At 63.1% G+C, this 18,330-nt stretch carries 19 protein-coding genes, 1 tRNA gene and 1 pseudogene; 15 read left to right on the top strand and 6 right to left on the bottom strand.

All coding sequences use genetic code 11. The features are described from left to right. Positions 1-284 precede the first annotated feature (284 nt). Both IVB47_RS35075 and IVB47_RS35070 read left to right on the top strand, forming a co-directional pair. Positions 285-857 carry a hypothetical protein gene (locus IVB47_RS35075; protein ID WP_247468523.1) on the top strand — a complete coding sequence of 191 codons (573 nt, stop codon included), beginning with the start codon at positions 285-287 and terminating at the stop codon, positions 855-857. A 151-nt stretch (positions 858-1,008) separates the two neighbouring features. Next, positions 1,009-1,084, top strand: a tRNA-Ile gene (locus IVB47_RS35070). A 255-nt stretch (positions 1,085-1,339) separates the two neighbouring features. On the opposite strand, the gene IVB47_RS35065 is transcribed toward IVB47_RS35070, so the two are convergent. Beyond that, on the bottom strand, positions 1,340-2,017 hold the full coding sequence (locus tag IVB47_RS35065) for a TetR/AcrR family transcriptional regulator (RefSeq protein WP_247468520.1): 678 nt from the start codon (positions 2,015-2,017) through the stop codon (positions 1,340-1,342). A 114-nt stretch (positions 2,018-2,131) separates the two neighbouring features. Here IVB47_RS35065 and IVB47_RS35060 point away from each other — a divergent pair, with 114 nt between their 5' ends. The 6 genes and pseudogenes from IVB47_RS35060 (at position 2,132) to IVB47_RS35035 (ending at position 8,173) form a co-directional block, all read left to right on the top strand. After that, on the top strand, positions 2,132-3,025 hold the full coding sequence (locus tag IVB47_RS35060; RefSeq protein WP_247468516.1) for an NAD(P)/FAD-dependent oxidoreductase: 894 nt from the start codon (positions 2,132-2,134) through the stop codon (positions 3,023-3,025). 38 nt (positions 3,026-3,063) lie between these two features. Further along, a complete protein-coding gene (locus tag IVB47_RS35055; protein ID WP_247468513.1) occupies positions 3,064-3,819 on the top strand; it encodes an alpha/beta hydrolase in 756 nt (251 codons plus the stop codon). Positions 3,820-3,973: 154 nt separating this feature from the next. Next, positions 3,974-4,900 (top strand): NmrA family NAD(P)-binding protein, encoded by a 927-nt coding sequence (locus IVB47_RS35050; protein WP_247357197.1) that lies wholly within the window; start codon positions 3,974-3,976, stop codon positions 4,898-4,900. A 92-nt stretch (positions 4,901-4,992) separates the two neighbouring features. Next, a pseudogene (locus IVB47_RS35045) lies at positions 4,993-5,855 on the top strand (methyltransferase domain-containing protein). Between the two features lie 268 nt (positions 5,856-6,123). Further along, complete coding sequence (locus IVB47_RS35040) at positions 6,124-7,773, top strand: amidohydrolase (RefSeq protein ID WP_247468511.1); 1,650 nt, start codon at positions 6,124-6,126, stop codon at positions 7,771-7,773. Positions 7,774-7,945: 172 nt separating this feature from the next. Beyond that, the gene (locus IVB47_RS35035; RefSeq protein ID WP_247468508.1) at positions 7,946-8,173 is read left to right on the top strand and encodes a hypothetical protein; all 228 of its coding nucleotides are present in this window, start codon (positions 7,946-7,948) and stop codon (positions 8,171-8,173) included. 82 nt (positions 8,174-8,255) lie between these two features. Here IVB47_RS35035 and IVB47_RS35030 read toward each other — a convergent pair whose 3' ends face one another. Then, the gene (locus tag IVB47_RS35030; RefSeq protein ID WP_247468505.1) at positions 8,256-9,527 is read right to left on the bottom strand and encodes a hypothetical protein; all 1,272 of its coding nucleotides are present in this window, start codon (positions 9,525-9,527) and stop codon (positions 8,256-8,258) included. Positions 9,528-10,660: 1,133 nt separating this feature from the next. On the opposite strand from IVB47_RS35030, the gene IVB47_RS35480 reads away from it, so the two are divergent. After that, positions 10,661-10,789, top strand: coding sequence for a hypothetical protein (locus IVB47_RS35480; RefSeq protein ID WP_007600646.1), 129 nt, complete (start codon positions 10,661-10,663; stop codon positions 10,787-10,789). A gap of 27 nt (positions 10,790-10,816) precedes the next feature. Here the strand turns inward: IVB47_RS35480 and IVB47_RS35025 are convergent, their stop codons facing one another. Further along, on the bottom strand, positions 10,817-12,229 hold the full coding sequence (locus tag IVB47_RS35025; RefSeq protein ID WP_247468502.1) for an NAD(P)/FAD-dependent oxidoreductase: 1,413 nt from the start codon (positions 12,227-12,229) through the stop codon (positions 10,817-10,819). A gap of 248 nt (positions 12,230-12,477) precedes the next feature. Here IVB47_RS35025 and IVB47_RS35020 point away from each other — a divergent pair, with 248 nt between their 5' ends. The 4 genes from IVB47_RS35020 to IVB47_RS35005 all read left to right on the top strand — a co-directional run bounded on the left by IVB47_RS35020 (position 12,478) and on the right by IVB47_RS35005 (position 13,836). Next, a complete protein-coding gene (locus IVB47_RS35020; RefSeq protein ID WP_247282614.1) occupies positions 12,478-12,687 on the top strand; it encodes a hypothetical protein in 210 nt (69 codons plus the stop codon). A gap of 119 nt (positions 12,688-12,806) precedes the next feature. Next, positions 12,807-12,986, top strand: a complete 180-nt coding sequence (locus IVB47_RS35015; RefSeq protein ID WP_027568146.1) for a hypothetical protein — start codon at positions 12,807-12,809, stop codon at positions 12,984-12,986. A gap of 242 nt (positions 12,987-13,228) precedes the next feature. After that, entirely contained in the window at positions 13,229-13,441 is a 213-nt protein-coding gene (locus IVB47_RS35010) for a hypothetical protein (protein WP_245287811.1), read from the top strand. A 101-nt stretch (positions 13,442-13,542) separates the two neighbouring features. Beyond that, positions 13,543-13,836: a hypothetical protein gene (locus tag IVB47_RS35005; RefSeq protein ID WP_247468499.1), complete on the top strand. Its 294-nt coding sequence runs from the start codon at positions 13,543-13,545 to the stop codon at positions 13,834-13,836. A gap of 243 nt (positions 13,837-14,079) precedes the next feature. Here IVB47_RS35005 and IVB47_RS35000 read toward each other — a convergent pair whose 3' ends face one another. Further along, complete coding sequence (locus IVB47_RS35000) at positions 14,080-14,631, bottom strand: TetR/AcrR family transcriptional regulator (protein ID WP_247468496.1); 552 nt, start codon at positions 14,629-14,631, stop codon at positions 14,080-14,082. A 129-nt stretch (positions 14,632-14,760) separates the two neighbouring features. Between IVB47_RS35000 and IVB47_RS34995 the strand changes: the two genes are divergently transcribed. Beyond that, positions 14,761-15,618 carry an oxidoreductase gene (locus IVB47_RS34995; RefSeq protein ID WP_027568150.1) on the top strand — a complete coding sequence of 286 codons (858 nt, stop codon included), beginning with the start codon at positions 14,761-14,763 and terminating at the stop codon, positions 15,616-15,618. A gap of 7 nt (positions 15,619-15,625) precedes the next feature. On the opposite strand, the gene IVB47_RS34990 is transcribed toward IVB47_RS34995, so the two are convergent. Beyond that, positions 15,626-16,423, bottom strand: coding sequence for an adenylate/guanylate cyclase domain-containing protein (locus IVB47_RS34990; RefSeq protein WP_247468494.1), 798 nt, complete (start codon positions 16,421-16,423; stop codon positions 15,626-15,628). Positions 16,424-16,539: 116 nt separating this feature from the next. Between IVB47_RS34990 and IVB47_RS34985 the strand changes: the two genes are divergently transcribed. Then, the gene (locus tag IVB47_RS34985; protein ID WP_247468491.1) at positions 16,540-17,043 is read left to right on the top strand and encodes a hypothetical protein; all 504 of its coding nucleotides are present in this window, start codon (positions 16,540-16,542) and stop codon (positions 17,041-17,043) included. Positions 17,044-17,064: 21 nt separating this feature from the next. On the opposite strand, the gene IVB47_RS34980 is transcribed toward IVB47_RS34985, so the two are convergent. Beyond that, a complete protein-coding gene (locus tag IVB47_RS34980; protein ID WP_247468489.1) occupies positions 17,065-18,252 on the bottom strand; it encodes an adenylate/guanylate cyclase domain-containing protein in 1,188 nt (395 codons plus the stop codon). Positions 18,253-18,330 lie beyond the last annotated feature (78 nt).

Here is an 18,330-nt window from a genome sequence, read left to right as displayed (position 1 = left end):
GTTAGAGCCGGCCGCTCATAACGGTCTGGTTGCAGGTTCGAGTCCTGCCGGGCCCACCACGCTTCGCCCTTCGGGCTACGCGTGGCGCAGCCGCGCGGAGAACGAGGACGAAGCGTGGTGTCCGGCGTAGCTTGAACGAAGTGAGAGCGAAGACGGACGAACTGCTGCGAGGCCGGTGCAGGCGGCTATGGCACGCAAGATGCGAAGGTTACCGCCCGAGAGCAGACGGTCGAAAGCCGGTTCGTGCTTGCAACTCCAAGGATCTTTTCGATAAATTTGCGACCATGACCTCCTTTGCTCAAGCCCCGGAGAAAGAGGCTCGTACGCTACGGTGGCTGCCCTTTGTTGCCGCTATTGTCGGGGTTGCGACTGCGACTCCCTTGGCGTGGGACAGCAAGAACTTTGGCACGTTTCTGCTTCTCATCTCACTCTACTTGCCCGCGGTGGCATTGGTTTGCCTCGGACTCTGCATCTGGGCAGGAGTTGAGAGGAACTCACCCCGAGCACGTTCGATCGTCATCTCGCTGGTCGTGATGCTCACGCTGATCGGCGGAATCTTCTGGGCACTGCCGGCAGCGAAGGATGAACTTCGGTTTCTAGCCTGGTTACGCACTCACAAGGACGCCTTGCAATGGTACGCAGACAGGGACTCGGTAATGCTTGATTGGGAAAGCTGGGGGAGTGCAGGTATGGAAAACGACGCTTACCTCGTCTCGAACCCGGGCGATAACCTCACTCAGGACGGCGGAGCTTCGGAGTGGCTCCGCCACGTCGGATCAACTTGCGAAATCGTTGCTTCGAAACGGATGCGTCGTGGAATCTATATCGTCACGACTTACAATTGTCCGCTGCGATAAAGAACATGCAGGTGTAGAGCGGAGAGCATCGGTGAGGTTACGGTGACAGCACTGACACCGTAACCCCACCAGCATTGCACCCCCGCCTCCGTCTCTGTAAACGAACCGCGCACCGTTGCCGGCCGCGCATCTTCGCAGGCCGTCCCGCGGCGGGGCCTGTAGCTCAATGGTTAGAGCCGGCCGCTCATAACGGTCTGTTTGCAGGTTCGAGTCCTGCCGGCCCACCAGCCTTCGCTCGCTTCGCGAGCTTCGGCTCGGCAAGCCAGCGCTACGAAGGCTGTCACACCGAAGCCCGCAGGGCGGAGGCGGACTGACTGGGCGCAGTGCGTTGCCGAGGGTCCCGCTTCCGCGCAACGATAAGTTTTGTGCACTGTCACCGTAATCCGTATTTTTCCGCGATCTTGTCGCCAATCGAAAGCTCATCAGCCTCCATGATTATGAAACCGGTCTCGCTTATTTTGACGACATCGGTCACGCACGATTCAAATTTCGTCTTTTGACCTTGGGGCAGGCAAATATCCGCCCACGTGGTCGTTGCCACCGTGCGCGGCAATGAACATGGCGACGGCCGACCGGCAATAGGATTCGATTTCGTCGTCGTCCTCTGCTCTCGCCTGATCGAAGCGTGCGATCATCAGGAGATCGGATCCTTTGAAAAGCGCGGCAAACAAGCGGGCGGACCGGAGAGGATCGGGCACATTCAGAAGCGCCTTCGCGTGCAACTGACGCAACAGGGCCTCGATTTGGGCGATGACATGCGCGGGGCGGGCTTCGTAATGGAGCTTGCTTAACGACTTTTGATTGGTCGTGTCGGCCATGATCATGGCTTCGACATTGCGGACATCTGATCTCAACAGCGTGCGAAGCAGGGATGATCCCACCGCCATGAGTTGATCTTCGGCCGAACCATCGACGCCTTCAAAAAGGGCCTGTGTAAACTGATGGCAGCCGGCCGCGATGGCCGCGCTGAACAGCGCCTCCTTGTTCTCGAAGTGTCTGTAGATGCTGAGCTTGGATATCTTCGCCCGCTGGGCGACCTTGTCCAAGGTCGTCGCTTGAAAACCCAATTCCACAAAGAGTTCGCGCGCTGCGTCAAGGATCGTTTGGCCAAGCGCCTCGTTGGCGGGCCGGCCGCGCCGTCCCCGTCTGTTTTCGGTCACCACAATTCCAGTACTTGACAGTATTCTAATACTTGAATTACGATACCACGCAGTGTCTGAAATATGCAAGCCATTGGGCAGGTTTCCACCTGTCCTCCCACGGAGCCCATCACCATGGATGACGTCATCATCATCGGCGGCAGCTTTGCCGGTCTCGCCGGCGCCCTGCAGCTCGGCCGTGCCCGCCGCAAGGTCACCGTTCTCGATACCGGCCTGCCGCGCAACCGCTTCGCTGGCCACTCGCATGGCCTGCTCGGCCACGATCACAAGGCGCCGCTGGACATCTTGGCCGAGGCGCGGCAGCAGCTGGCGCGTTATCCCACGATCAAGCTGGTCAGTGCCCGGGCCGACAGCGTCTCCGGCGCCATCGACGGTTTCTCTGTCCTCACCGGCGATGGCGAAAGCCTTGGGGCGCGGCGCTTGATCCTGAGCTATGGCGTCGCCGACCAGATGCCTGACGTTCCGGGCTTTGCCGAAAGCTGGGGGACGTCAATCGTGCCCTGCCCCTATTGCGACGGCTTTGAAGTCGCCGGCCAGCATTGGGGCCTCGTCTGGTCCGGCCCGCAGTCGCACAATCAGGCCAAGCTGTTCCTCGACTGGACCGACAAGTTGACTGTCTTTGCCGATGGTCGCGACATTCCGCCTGATATTAAGGCCGATCTGGCGCGCCGCAACATACCTGTCGTCGATGGCCGGATCACCGGGATCGCCCATCACAAGGGGCATATCGCCACCGTCAATCTCGATACCGGCCGCAATGTCGCAGTCGACATCCTGTTCGCCCATCCGCGCACCAAGCCGTCCGCAAGCCTGCATGAATCACTGGGCCTCGCCACGGTGGATACGCCGGGCGGCATCGTTCTCAAGGTCGACGAGCGCCGCCAAACAAGCATGCCCGGCATCTACGCCGCCGGCGACCTCACCACGCCCTTCTTGCCCTCGGTCACCACGGCATCATGGCAAGGCGCGATGGCAGGTATCTTCGCCCAGCAGTCGATGCTGGTTTGAGATCAAAGTTTCCCTTTTACCCGAAATCAGGATTTCCGATGGTCGACGACCTTCCCATTGTGCTCCTCCATGGCTCCGCCACCGGCTCCCACTCCTGGGCCGCGGTCCGCACAGGTCTTGAGGCGCGCGGCGCCAGGGCGTTGGCACCCGACATGCTCGGCTACGGACGGTCGCCGACACCGAGCGAGGCGTGGCAGCCAAAGGACGAGGTTTCCCATCTGCGCGGCTGGCTCGACATGCAGGGCGTCGGCGCGTTCCACCTCGTCACCCACTCACTCGGGGCATTTTTCGGACTTCACCTGCGGCTGGCCGTCGGGTCTCGCGTGGCGCGGCTCACGTTGATCGATCCTGTGGTCGTCAGCGTGCTGCGCGTGCCCGGGGAAGAAGACGCCCTGCGCGAGGGGCAGACCCTCTGCGATCGGTTCATGCGCGCGTGGCCGGATCACGGTGCGGCCGCCTGCCTGCTGGTGGAGCACTGGAGCGGCGCCGGCACGTGGAACGCGCTGGGCGAGAAGGGGCGTGCGCTGGTTACACGGCTCGCACCGCGGCTAAGGCTCGAGATGACCGCCAGCGCAGCCGATCGGACCACGCTCGCCGAGTTCACCTCGACCGCGGTGCCGACCTTGGTGCTCGTCGGCGAGCGGACGTCGGCCCCTCCGCGGTCGGTGAGCCGTCTGCTCGCGGGAGCGTTCGACGCCCGCACGGTCGTTGTCCCCGGCGCTGCACACATGATCCCGCTGACCCACCCCGCCGCGGTCGTCGAGGCGATTCACGCCGACATGGTGGCGTCGTGAGTCGCGCCGAGCAGAAACGGCACAGCCGAGACGCGACGTCCGCGGGCACTACCAATTCAACATCAGGTCCACGACTCGCCAGTGAAGTTGTTCGGTCACATCATTCTCGTCACCGGCACGAGCGCCGTTGTTGGTCTCGCGGAGAAACCTTGACATGAAACACTCCCATCCCATCCTTGTCACCGGTGCCGCTGGCCAAGTTGGAGCGATCGGACCGAGCGTGACGAAGTCTCTGCTGGAGCGCGGGCTGAAGGTGCGCGCCATGGTCCGGCAGGATGACGGCCGGGCGGAATCGCTGAGGGCACTTGGTGCCGAGGTGATCGTCGGAGATCTGCTCGACCTGGACGCGGTGCACCGCGCCCTGGATGGCTGCAAGCGCCTGTACTTCAGCATGTCGGCCAGCGAGAAGTATCTCGAGGCTACGACGAACGTGGCGGCGGTTGCCCGGCACCATGGCGTCGAAGCATTCGTCAACATGTCGCAGATGACGGTCTCGGAGATGAGCATCCGCGAGACCGCGCGCAGCCCGCAGCACAAGCAGCACTGGCTGGCCGAGCAGGTGTTGCGGTGGAGCGGCTTGCCGGTGGTCACGATCCGTCCCACCGCCTTCATGGACGCGTTCTTCTGGCGATTTGCCGTTCCGACTATCACCGCTCAGAACGCGCTGATGTTGCCCTTCGGAGAGGCAAAGACGTCGCCAATCGCCGCCCACGATGTTGCGCGGTGCGTGACAGAGGTGTTGGTGAATCCCGAGTCTCACCTTGGAAAGGTTTACGAACTGACCGGTCCTCGTGCGGAGACTCTTCGCGAGGTCGCCGAAGATTTCACAAGAGTCTTGGGGCGTCCAATCACCTACATGAACATTCCGTTGGAACCGTGGCTGGAGAGCCTGCGATCCTTTGGCGCATCCGCACACGTGGTCGCGCACTTGGAGTCGATGGCACTGCTGCACCGGGACGGCCGATACGACCGATCCTCGGACGATGTGAACCTGCTGACCGGTGTGTCGCCGATGTCGGTCGAGGACTTTGTGCGCGCGCATCGGGACGACTTTCAGAAGGCAGACGCGCGCAAGCCGTAATCTTTCGCTTATAGGCCGGATGAACTGCATCGTCTCGGAAGTCCCGGCGGTCGCCACTGCTTCCAGTGACCGGGCCAGAACAAGGACATGTCATGGCAAAGCACAATGCCGATCAGGTCGCCGACTGGAATGGCCAAAGCGGGGAGCGCTGGGTCGCCCACCAGGCCCGGCTCGATGCCAGGGTGGCGGTGTTCGGCCAGGCCGCGATCGAAGCCGCAGCGCCCGCCACGGGCGAACGCGTGCTGGACATCGGCTGCGGCGCGGGCGCGTCGAGTCTGGCTCTGGCCGCCCGCGTCGGCGCGGGGGGCTATGTGCTGGGCGTGGACATATCCGAACCGCTGATCGGCCGAGCGCGCGCGCTTGCGCCACCGGATACGCCGGTCCAGTTCCGAGTGGCCGACGCTGGCAGAGCCGAGCTGCCCGAGGGCGCGTTCGACATCCTGTTCTCGCGTTTCGGGGTGATGTTCTTTGACGATCCTACGGCGACGTTCGCTCATATGCGCCGTGCGCTCAAGCCGGGCGGGCGGGTCGCTTTCGTCTGCTGGCGTGGTGCGGCCGAGAACGATTGGGTGCGATTGCCGATGGACGCGATCAAAGGCATCGTCCCGCCGACGACGCCGCCCGATCCCGAAGTGCCCGGCCCATTCTCGTTCGGCAACCGGGGCGGGTGGTTCGCATCCTGACGGCGGCCGGCTTCACCGATATCGCTATCGCGCCCTTCGATGTTTCCATCCCGTTTGGCGAGGGCGAGACGCGGGACGCGGCGGTCGACGACGCGGTGAAGATGACGTTCGAGGTCGGCCCGCTGGCGCGCGCGCTCGCTGATCAGCCCGACGACATCCGCGCCCGCGCCTCGGCCGCGGTTCGTGCCGCCTTCGCGGGCCGCGCCGGCGAGCGGTCGGTGATGATCGACAGAGCGACCTGGATCGTCACGGCGCGCAATCCGGCAAGCTGACAAGGGATTAGCAGGGGAGACGCCCCGCTCGGTGCAAAGCGAGTGAGGCTGCCGCGCGGAAGCCCATCGGGCGAAGGCGGGCTGCAACATCAATTGCTTGAGCCGTTACCGAACTTTCCGGTGGACCGGCTGATTTTGTTGGTGCCAGACGTGGTCAAGATCACGACACTCCCCGTTGCGACACGCGATGTCCGCGAGCGCATCCAGCGGCGGATGTGCGGCGCCGCTCCTGCCTCTCACTCCTGCCTCTCTCATTTCGGGACTGAACATGCGCAAGCTTCTGGCGATTTTGGTGATCTCGTGCTGGGCCAGTTTGGCTTACGCACAAAAGGCCGACCTCATTGTCACGAACGCAAAAATCGTGACGCTGGATCCTGCATCGACGATCGCGCAGGCTCTCGCAGTCCGCGAAGGCAAGATCGTTGCAGTTGGCGGCAACGATGCCATCGAAGGCCTGATCGGGCCCGCGACGCGCCGTGTCGATGCCGGCGGACGCACGATCATCCCGGGATTGATCGATTCCCATATTCACGCCGTGCGCGCCGGATTGACCTACGCAACCGAGGTCAACTGGATCGGCGCGAAGACCATCGGCGAGGCCATGGAACGCTTGCGCCAGGCGGCAAAAGCGCGCCCGGCGTCCTGGATCATCGTGGCCGGTGGCTGGAGCGAATTGCAATTTGCGGAGAAGCGGCGGCCGACGCTCGCCGAGGTGATGTCGGCCGTTCCCGACAATCCGGCTTACATCCAGCTGTTCTATTCGGCGGTGCTGATGACGCCAAAAGCGCAGCAGGCCCTTGGGCTTTCCGCAGATCAGTTGCCGGCCGGTATCACGACTGAGCCCGCCGCATCGGGCGACACCACGGGCTGGCTCAACGGCTCCATTGTCAGTATCTCCGCGCTGTTCGATCGCCTGCCGAGGCCGAACTTCGAAGAGAATGTCGCCGGGACCCGGCAGTTCTTCACGGAGCTCAACCGTCTTGGCGTGACCGGGATCGTGGATCCCGGCGGCTTCAGCATTTATCCCAGCCATTACGCCGCCTTGCAAAAGCTCTGGCGTGAGAAATCACTTTCGGTGCGGGTTGCCTTCAGCCTGTTCGCCCAGAATGTCGGCGCGGAATTCGAGGAGTACAAGTCGCTCACGCCGTTCCTGCCGATGGGATTCGGCGACGACATGCTGCGGTTCAACGGACTAGGCGAGCGCATCACCGGCGCCATGTACAACAACAACGCGCCCGATGCGGCCGCCAGGGACAAGTTCCGCGAGATCATTCGCTGGGCGGCCAAACAAGGGCTGACGGTCACCATCCACTGGCAGGAAGACAAATCCGTCCATCACCTCCTGGACCTCTATGACGAGGTCAACAAGGAGACGCCGCTCGCGCCGTTGCGCTGGTCCATCGCCCATCTCGACAACACCTCGCCCCAAACGCTGGCGCGCATGAAAGCCCTTGGTGTCGGCTGGACCATGCAGGACGCGATGTATCTCGGCGGCGACCGCATGGTGGCGCAGGCCGGCGAAGCCGCGCGCAGCATGCCGCCCATCGTCACGGCGTTGCGCATGGGGGTCCATGTCGGGGCCGGCACGGATGCGCATCGGGTCGCATCCTACAATCCGTTCGTGGCGCTGCAATGGATGCTCGACGGCAAGACCGTCGGCGGACTATCGACGCGCGGCCCGGACGAAACACCCAGCCGCGAAGATGCCTTGCGCCTCTACACCGTGGGAAGCGCCTGGTTCTGCTTCGACGAGACGCGGCGCGGCACGTTAGAGACCGGCAAGCTCGCCGACTTCGCGATCCTCGATCGGGATTTCCTGTCCGTCCCCGTCGAGCAAATCGGCGCCACGGCGTCCCTGCTGACTGTCGTGGGCGGCAAGGTCGTCTACGCAGCGGATGCTTTCGCGAGCGCGAAATAGAAGCTGGAGGCCTGAAGGCGAGCATCTGAGCCCTGTGGGCTTCGCGTGGCGCAGCCGCGCGGAGAACGACGGGCGACGCGTGGTCCGGCGCAGCCTGAACGAGGTGAGAGCAACTAAACCGCAGATCCGGCATTATCCCCGCGCTACGGAGCCGTTTCGCGGAGGTCTGACGATGGAAGACCAGAATCGGATGACCCTGGTTTTGAGTGCTATCGCCCTCGCCGTTGCCATCGTGGCCACGATCACGATGGAGCGCGTCAACATGCCTGCGGTCAGCAACGACGCAGCTCCCGGAACAGTCGGACTCGCCAGGCCGCACCCACCGCTGGACCGCGCGGCCGGTGAGCCGATCCAGACGGTCGGCGGCCCGTCCAGCGCGAGTTTTCGCGGACGTCCCTGATTGAACGCCGGGACTACGGTGACAGTACTGTCACCGTAAGCCCCCGAGAAGCTTCTCGGATGATGATCTTGATTGCCCAGGGTCAGAGCTGCCCAACGGCGAACCTTTTCCCTGAGTACTTTCGGCCGGCTGAAAACCCCTTGAGGGAAGAGCGATCCATTCGAGCATAAGTGGCGCGCGCGCCCGATTGAACGACCATATCGTCACTGGTTGACGGACGCCGATATCGCGTCTTGCAGTCCTGGACTGGAGGCGGCGCCGACGTCGGCTGGCCATCGAAATACGACGTCTCAACCATTCCGAAGGCAAAACCTCCATTCCCTCTGATAGCGTGTTGAGCGACGAGGCCGCGCTCCCTGACGACATCGAACCTCACCGTCCGCACCAGAGGCTCGCACTTCCGATCGAGAGGAAACTGAAGGTCAGATGCCCGCAGCTGTTCGAGGGCTTCTCCCGGCTGGTAGACAATATCGATTTCGAGCCCTCGCCCCTTCCTGTTTCCCTTCACGTTTGCATTCACGGTTGCCGGGTCAATCAACCCCTCCCCCGTTTCTGACGACGGATCGAACGCAAAGACCTTCGTAATACGCGGACGTCCCTTCCTCGCGAACGCGCTAAATTCAGCCAAACCGGCCCCGAGCGAATGACCGACTGCAACAATCTGAGTCCGCTTTCGGAAGCAGCCCATTTTTGCAACCCTTCCGACGATCGCATCAACATTGCGCGACAATTGCTGATAGGCCTCGTCCGCAGCCCAGCCGGTGTATCTGCGGCCGTTGCTGATGAAATCGCGCAAACCTGCGGTCCCACGGAAAACAATACTTACCTCCACACAGCGATCCGTTCGTCTGCGCGCCCACACGTTGAAGGCAGGCCCCACGCCAAAGGCGAGTCGGCGTCGAAGCCAGCCAGCAGATGCTCGCTCGCAAGACTCATCCTCGGGATAAGCGGCATCCTTGTCGTGAAGGCAGGTGATGTATCCTTCGCTGCCAAATTCGTACCGCCATCCTGTCAGTAACTTCCTTGCGTGATCCGAAAGATCTCCCGCGGCAGGCAACCCAAGCGCCCCCAAAGTCAGCTCGACGTCCGATCCCGTCGGTTGAGTGCGGGCCGTTTCAAAGTTGCCAACAGGCAGATAAGCGGCTGCAGCCTGCATGGCGTAGGGCGCGTAATAGCGAGCACACGGTGCCGAGTACTCGGCACTGATCAGACGTCCCCCTTCTGCCGTGCGATAACCGCACGGCACACGAAGCTGAGGTGCCCTGGGCCCTGCCTGTGCGGTTGCTGGATGCGGCGTCAAGAACAACAGAGCGACTGGAATCAGGAAAAAAGCCTTTGAAATTGTCGGCAACATTGATTGTCTCCCAACGATGCAGGTCAATTGCGCGATAGATTACCTGAGATTGCAATAACGCTTACAGCACTTCATTCAGCGGCCCTGTTTGGACGTTTTTTCGAGCCGGTCCAAACAATCGTTACGATTGCCAAGTAGACAGCGAATATAGTGAGTACTAATCCGAACCCGTTGCCTGCCTGATTAGCGATGATCAGCGCCTCGTGCATCGGATTATACTGCTCAGTCCCGACACGGCCGCCAAAAAGCATGCACGCCCCTACACGACCGGCATTCTGTGTGCATGTGTCATGCACGAGATTTGCGGTCGCAAGCGCAGGCCCGAAGTACGGCAAGATCGCAAATGCCGTGACGACAGCCACTCCCACTCGAAGACGGCTCTGGACTGATGTCCATCCCAGACTCATGACAACCAGGCACAAGCACAGCCATGCACTTACGCCGGCATGGAAAGCATAAAGCCATCTGGCATCTGTGCGAGAGGCAGTCATCACCCAACCAGCACAGGCCTGTAACGCAAAGCTAATGATAGTACTTGCCGGCAGCGAAGCGACGTTACATGGCCCCGATTGATCCAAGCCGCAGCCTGCCACCAGGGCGAAGGTCGAGGTAAGACCTATGATTATTATTGGCAGGAATGGAATGATTACGAGCAAAAGCAATATGAGGCGCCAAAAAAAACGACCTGAGTGGCTCGAGGAAGTCCTGATCATGGCGGATGCCAAACCTAAATTGCGCCGTCACGACGAAGCGTGCGCGTAACACAATATGAGTCACCAAGCCGTCATAAGGTACGGGTCGGCGGCAGCAAAATGCTCAAACAGAAGACGTAAATATCCACAACGCAACCAAACGGAGCATTGCTGGAGGGCATATCAATGTCAACTGAGTGGAGGACGAATTCGGTTGATTTCCGAGAGCCAGCCCCTCCCCCTCCACTCGATCCAGCGTCCATCGCTCCAGCACGCTCCCCAAGCGGTAAGCACCATGATCCAGTGCGCTGCACCGTAATCCGCGCGGACATAGACTGAAAACGCCAACGTCGTCGGCATTCGTCTGTTTATCGGCTACCACCCCCACCTCACCCAGCCTATACAAAGCCACTTAACCGCTCTTCGCGGCAGGAGACTCCCATGACCAGTGAAAAAGGCCCGAACATCAAGAAGAAGCAGAAATGCAAGAACTGCGAGGGCAAAGGCCTGCTCAAGAAGGGCGACAAGGTGGTGAAGTGCCAGCGCTGCAAGGGCACGGGCGTGCGCTGACGATGGGTTGATGACCGCCCCGCCGCGCTAATTCGCGCGGACGCCGCCGGCAAAATGCTTCTCGACGATGTACTTCGAATGCACCACGATCGGCTCCACCAGCTCGAAATCGGTGGCGCCGCCGACGTAGAATGTGCGGTCGGCGCCCTGCATGCGGGCGAGGTCGGCGTAGATGCCGGTCTTGATCTGGTCCGGCGTGAAGTGCTGGAAATAGGTGAACTCGTCGAACGTGTGCCAGCGCGGCTGGCTGGTGTCGATCGTGCCGCCGAGCAGTTTGGTCAGGCGCTTGACCTCCGCGATGACCTCGTCGCCGGTCTGCTTGTCCCTGGGGCGGGTGTAGAACTGCGTGAACATGTTGCCGCTGTCCTGGAACTGCCGCGCGACCGCCCATGGCGTACCCTGTGCAGTGAGCGGCAGCACCGGCGCGACCGGCGCATCCATCTTCATGTCGATCCAGAACGTCGTCATGCAGTACGGATTGAACGTGATCTCGTGATTCACTTTCTGCTCCGCGGCATTGGGAGCAAGGCCGAGCTGCGCGAACACGTCCTTCGTCAACGGACAGGCGAGCACCAGATAGTCATAAAGCTTGCTATCCTTGACGATCTTGAGCTCGTTCAGATCCTGCTCGGGATACTCCATGTCGATCCGGACGCCGGCCGCCGTGCGCTCGATCTTGGTGATGTTGACGTTGAGCCGGACGTTGAGGCGCCAGGACACCCGTTCCCACAGCCGCTGAAACCCGTCGGTGAAGCGCCGCGGCCAGCTCCCGATGATCCAGTTGACCGGGCCGAGCCCGAACACCATCGGAAAGAACGTCCGAACCGACATGTAGCGCAGCGCATAGGGCGTCGCGATGTCGTCGAGCTGGCCGTAGCCCATGATCGTGATCGGAAACTGGAACAGGGTTGCCAGCGGCATCAGATCCTGTTTTGCGAGCCAGGACTTGAAGTCAACGCAGAGCTCGGGACGCTCGTGGATCTTGTCGAGATAGTCCGGCGCGTCGATGACGCCGCTCAGCTGCCAGCGAATATAAAGATATCGAACCGCCGCCCAGAGGAAGGTCCACAACGAGATCGTGGACTTGGCGTAGGGGTCGTAGAGCGCGGCATCCCTGAGCGATCGGTACGTGAAGCTTTTGCCATCAGGCGCGATGTCGATCGAGGTATAGGGCTCCTCGGCATAGGTGGTCGCGCCGACCTCCTCCGCGATCTCCAGCGTCTCCTGGTAGGCCCAGGTGACGTAATTGGCACCGAGGTCATAGCTCATGCCGTCGACGGTGAGACTCTTGCAGAGCCCGCCGATCTGGCCGAGCTTCTCCAGCACCGTGACGTTGTGAAACCCGTTCTTCGACAGGAACCATGCGGTCGACAGGCCCGCCGGGCCCGCGCCGATGATTGCAATGGTCGCGTGGCAGTCGACGGCGTCGATGCGGGTCATGGGTTTTCCAGGGTGAAGCGCGGATGTGTCGGGCCGATCCCGGGACGATGATGCCGTGATGCGGTGGTATCGTTCAACTTTAGATCGACTATAAGCCAGCATGCATACTGCTGGTTTTCTCGCGACGGCGCAAGCTCTGGTTGTGATCGATTCCGTCATCCCGCAAATGGGAGCCGTCCCGGCGTGTGCAACCTCGATTGGCACTTCCTGCGGCAAGGCGCGTTGCGGTCTTGTCGAAGGAGATGCAGATGACCAAGACCGACGCGCAAGGCGCCAAGACCGGGACATCGCCGACGGATTCGGCAGCGCTCAACCCCGGCGATGAAGCCGCACCGGGGACGACGGGCACCGGCGAAGACGTGTGCCCCGATTGCCATGGCAAGGGGCGGATCGACGGCGCTCCCTGCGCGACGTGCGGCGGCAGCGGCACCGTGATCCGGGCCGTCGGCGGGGCCTGAGCAAAGCGCGGGAGCGCGGTGCTTGAGCCAGGCTGTGGCTTTCGATCGCAGCTTCATTGTTCCAGCAACGAACAGCCTGCATCCGTGTTTTCGGGATGCGAGACACAATGAGGCGCGCCATGACCAGGGATCCCGGACTGAAGCCCGACGATTTTCCCATCGAAGCCGACAAGGACAAGCTCAGGACCCACAAGGGCGAGCCGGTCGCCTCGGCCGAGTCGGAGAAGATCGCGGATCAGATCGCCGAACGGCTGAACGAGCATGCCCACCGGGAAGAGCAGGATCGTTGGTCGGCCTAGGTGCTTCGCCTTTGCCGGCACCCATCCGGAAAGAACAATGCCGATAGGAACTGCTTTGTAGGAACGACATGGGGCCGTTGCGTATTGGGCCGCGCCGGGTCGTTGCGATTCCGGCACTGGCGGCCTCGGCTCGAAGCCCCGCCCCCGGGCCACAGGCCGGGGCCGCCTGATGGGGATCAGCCCGTCATCTTAACCCGTCATGGAGCGCTGCGCGAAAGACCATGGAGGCGCCCACACCAGGGATGCAAAACCCGCTTCGACAGGCGCGGCTCTACGGCTACCTGATCGAACGCGAGGGCGCGCTGTTTCATCCCGGCGGCGGCCACCCGCTGTGCAGCGCAGGCATGACGCGACGCATGATCGAGGCTGGCTGGCTGGTGAAAGCCGGCGACCACTATGAGCTGACGCCGCAAGCGCAGGAAATGATCGCCTCGCGCGCGATGAGTTCGGGGTGAGTCGTCGGCGCTGGTGCGGCATTTCCGCGCCCGCGCAGGAACGGGTGCGTGCCGAGATCTTTGCCTCGGCACGACATGCGACGTCAAGCAAAGGAGCGCACATGAAAAAGCTGGTTCTCGCGGGGCTGGTTGCGGCTCTCGCATTTCCTCCTGCCGCATTCGCGCAAGGCGCGGGTACCTCCAGGACCGGGTCGAGCATCGACTCGCCGGGCACCGGCGGCACGACGGGAGCGGGAGCCTCCAGCCTCAACACGTCATCGGACAACAACGGCGGCGGCGCGAGCGCACCGGCCAAGTCGTCGACGACGCGGCCAGGCGACAACGACACCAGGCAAACGCAAGGAGGCCAGCAGGCCATGCCAGGCTCCGGCTCCACGGGAGCCAACCGCAAATAGGCGCGCCGCGAACGATTGACCGATTGCCCTCACGCTAAAGGCCCGGATGATGATCCGGGCCTTGTCTCGTCACCACCAAGGATCCCAATAGGGCGGCGGAGCGTAGGCGTAAGGTACAGAATAGGCCCGCCGCACGACGCGCGGTCCATAATAGCCGTAGGGCGGGCCATAGTAGCGCGGGCCATAATAGGCATCGGCCCGGAATTTTATTCCGACCTTTCGGCGCCCCGCCGAGGCGCGCCCTCATCCCGCCAGCGACTTCCTCGTCGCGCGAAGAATATCGTCCGACAGCTTGGGATCGTCCACGGCGCGGGCGAGCACGAGGGCGCCAACCATGGATGCGGCCGCCGCGAGCGCCTTGTCCTCACGCTGCCGCGGCTTCAGCGTGGCGGCCATCCGGCTGCTCAGCAGGGCGATCGTGCCGCGCACGCCGGCGGTGAAGCGCGCTCTCAGGCCGCCGCCTTGACGTGACACCTCACAGGCGAGCGCAGCGAAGGGGCAGCCGGCGGCGGGATCGTCGCGATGCCCCGGCGAGAGATATTGCGAAACATAGTCCTCGAGTTCGAACGCCTCGGGCAATTCCTGGCCTTTGGCCTCGATCGCATGGGCCACGGCTTCCTCGATCAGCCGCTCCTTGGAGCCGAACTGGCTGTACAGGCTGCCGTGCGTCATCCCGGCCGCCTCGGCGAGCGCGTCGACACCGACACCTGCGATGCCGCGCTCCCGCAGCAGGCGCGAGGCGGTCTCGAGAATATGCTCGCGATTTTTGGCGGCCTGTTCCTTTGAAACGCGCATGGCACTGATCCTTGGGTGCCGGGATTGGGCACTGGGACTTGACTTTTATAATTACGATCGTCATGTATATCAATAGTTACGATCGTAATCAAACGATTTCAGGCCCGGTCGTGGCGTCGGAGAGGCATTATGAACAGGATTACACCGAAGATCGCGCTGGTGACCGGCGCCTCCTCAGGCATCGGCCAGGCCACGGCGGAGCGGCTCGCGAACGCCGGCTACAAGGTGTTCGGCACCAGCAGGCGGGGCGCGCAGCCGGGCAAGCAGGCGTTCGAGATGCTGGCTCTCGACGTCACCAGCGATGCATCGGTGGAAGCCGCCGTCGGCGAAGTGATCCGGCGCGAGGGCCGCATCGACCTGCTCGTCAACAACGCCGGCTTCGGCGTTGCCCCCGCCGGCGCGGAAGAGAGCTCGATGGAGCAGGCGCGCGCGATTTTCGAGACGAACTTCTTCGGCCTGATCCGGATGACGCGCGCCGTGGTGCCGCACATGCGCCGCCAGGGAAATGGTCGCATCATCAATATCGGCTCGGTGCTCGGCTTTCTGCCGATGCCCTATGGCGCGCTCTATGCCGCGACCAAGCACGCGGTGGCGGGCTATTCGGAATCGCTCGACCATGAACTGCGCACGCGGGGCATCCGGGTCTCGGTGGTCGAGCCCGCCTACACCAAGACGCCGTTCGACGCGAACTTTATGGAGCCCGACGCCACGCTCGACGAATATCGCGAGGCGCGCGCCGGCGTGACCAAGCGGGTGAACGAGGTTATGGCGACGGCCGAACAGCCCGGCGTCGTGGCCGAGACGGTGCTGAAGGCCGCGAGCGCGGCGCGCCCGCAACTCAAATACGCGGCCGGCAGCCTTGCGAAGCGCCTGCGATTGCTGCGCAGGTTTGCGCCCGCAGCCCTGGTGGATGCCGGGATTCGAAAGGATTTGCGGCTCGATGCGACGGCGGCGCCGCAGCCCGCCCGCACCGCGCGGGCGTTCTGAGGGCGACTCAGCCCTCCACCCGCCACAGCCGCCAGCGCTCCGGCACGCCCTTGAGCTGGTGTACGCCGTGATCGGCGAAGCGGATCCCGGACTGCGTCGCCAGCAGCTCCTTCACCGCGCTGGAGACCAAGACCTCGCCGGCGCGTGCCTTGGCGGCGACGCGGGTGCCGATGTGAAAGGCGAGGCCGACCGCCTCGGTGCCGCTCACGGTGTATTCGCCCGCATGCAGGCCGACCCTGATCTCGAGGCCGAGCGTACGCACCGCCTTCTGGATCGCGGCCGCGCAACCGATGCCGGCAGCCGGCGTCTTGAACGTCGCCAGCACGCCGTCGCCCGTTGTCGTGACTTCCTTGCCGCGCGAATTCTTCAGCTCCTTGCGGACCGCCGCGTAATAATGGCCCATGATCTTGGTCCAGCGGACATCGCCGAGCTTTGCAGCCTTCGCGGTGGAGCCGACGATATCGACGATCAGGATCGTGGCGAGCGCTCGCTTGAGCTCGCTGTTGCCTGCGGCCGGTCGGCGCCGCAGCACGATCGCGCCGGCGAGAGGTTCATAGCGATGGTTGCGGCGCCGCGCGATCGCCGCCTTGGCGTAATCCTGGGCACGCTGCGCGCTGCCGCAGCGAATTGTCTTCTCCTGCGGCAGACGGGTCCAGTAGACCTTGCGTCCGTCGCCTGCGCCCTGGACCTCCACGGCGCCCCATTTCAGGAGGATCGCCGTGCCGACGCGCCGGACGCACCACGCCTTCGACGTGTAACCCGATACGTTCGACTGATGGATTCCGATGCGGAGGAATTTTGGCATGAACGTGCGGCCGATCGAAGCAACGTTTGGGCGACCCAGGGTCAAGCGTAGTGACACACTCCGGCATTGGCAATACGATCCGCGGTCTAGACCTGTTCATTTCAAACCAGTGCAATATGCAAAACTATTTCCGCGCTTCTTATGAAGCCGCCCTGTTGTCGGCCGCGCTCGCAATCGTCGCCTTGCCCGACATGGCGCGTGCGCAGTCGGGAAGCGCCGGCGGCAGCATCGGCAATGACGAAAAATCGCTGTCCGGTTCGCGCGAGACGCCGCGGACGGCCGAGCCTTCGAAGCCGGCACGGCTCAGCAAGCCCGCGGACGACGAGCCGCGCCGCGCGCCGCAAAAGAGCGGCGGAGGCAGCAATCTCGACGGAGCATGGGTTCTGACCAGTGTCGGCACGCCCTGCGGCACCTCCTCCGACACGGTGGTCATCACCGGCGGCAAGTTGGTCGGACAGTACGGCACCGCTCAAGTCAGTCCGAACGGCTCCACCTCCGGGGTCGGTGCCGCCGGAAGCCTGACCTGGACCATGTCCGGGCGGTTCTCAGGCCGCAGCGGCTCCGGGTCGTTCCGACGATCCGATGGATGCGTCGGAAGCTGGACCGGATCGAAACAGTGATCGTCGCATATCGGCTTTGCCTCACCCCTGATACGCAAACAGCTCGATCGGCTCGCTGAAGCCGCGCACACCGTGCTCGCCAACGCGCTCCAGATCGAACTGGCCGCCGACGAGATCGGCGAAGTCGCGTGACAGCAGCACCGTCTTTCCCAATTGCTTGGTCAAGGCTTCGAGGCGCGAGGCCATGTTGACGGCGGGACCGATCACGGTGAAGTCGAGCCGGGTGGACGATCCGATATTGCCGTACATGACGTCGCCGACATGGACGCCGATGCCGTAGTTCAGCGGCGCGCGGCCGGTGCCGTCGTTGCGCGCGTTCAACGCGATCATGGCCTGACGGGCTTCGGTCACGGCATGCAGCAGGTTTGCGCCGGCCTCGGGCTCGCTCAGCGGAAAGATGGCGAGCAGGCCGTCACCGATGAATTTCAGGATCTCGCCGCCATGCCGCGCGATCGGCTCCGACATCGCGTCGAAATAGTCGTTGAGCAGATCGATGACGTCGTCGCGCGGCCAATTGTCGGAAATCTTGGTGAACTCGCGCAGATCGCAGATCATGATCGCGGCGCGCACCGTCGTGCCGGTGCCGCGCCGCGTGGCGCCGGCCAGGATGAGCTCGCCGGCGTGGGAGCCAACATAGGTCTCGAGCAGCGTTCGCGCCAGCCGGTTCTTGATGCGAATCTCGCTGACCAGCGCCAGCACAGGCAATATATTCTTCAGGGCGGCGACATGGGCGTCATCGAAACCGCCGGGCCTGTCGGTCGCGAAGGTGACGAGATGGCGCTTGCCGAGCGTATGATAGAGCGGCCAGGCCACATAGTCGGTCAGGCCCTGCGCGCGCATCTCGCGATAGAGCGCGTGCTTGCGGCCGAGCGCTGGGTCCTGCTCGAGATTCTCGCGCACCTCGGTTGCGCCGTCGAACATTTCGTTGGCGGGACTGCCGATGTATTCGGACCGCTCGCGGACGTCGTAGTCGACCCGCGCAATCTCCGCCTCGCGCATGCCGTCGGCCCACATGAAGCGGGCGCCCAGCCATTGCGGATGCTGGATCAGCACGTGAACCGTCGACCGCGCCAGCGGAATGCCGGCCTGCTGAAGCCGGATGCACATCTCGGCAAAGATCTTGTCGATGAAGCGCTCGTCGCGCGTGCCGTTGATCAGCCAATCGACGACACCGTCGGATAGCGTGGCGTTCTTGTCTCGCGCGGTCATATCTGCCCGTTCATATCGTGGCTGCCCATATCGTGCTCTGGGCAGCGGCTGCATCAGGGCAGATATCGTGCTCCGGCG

This window comes from Bradyrhizobium sp. 62 (genome assembly GCF_023073035.1).
In the GTDB taxonomy this organism is placed as follows: domain Bacteria; phylum Pseudomonadota; class Alphaproteobacteria; order Rhizobiales; family Xanthobacteraceae; genus Bradyrhizobium.
Note: the sequence above shows the minus strand (reverse complement) of the source record. Positions and strands in the feature narration are given on the sequence as shown.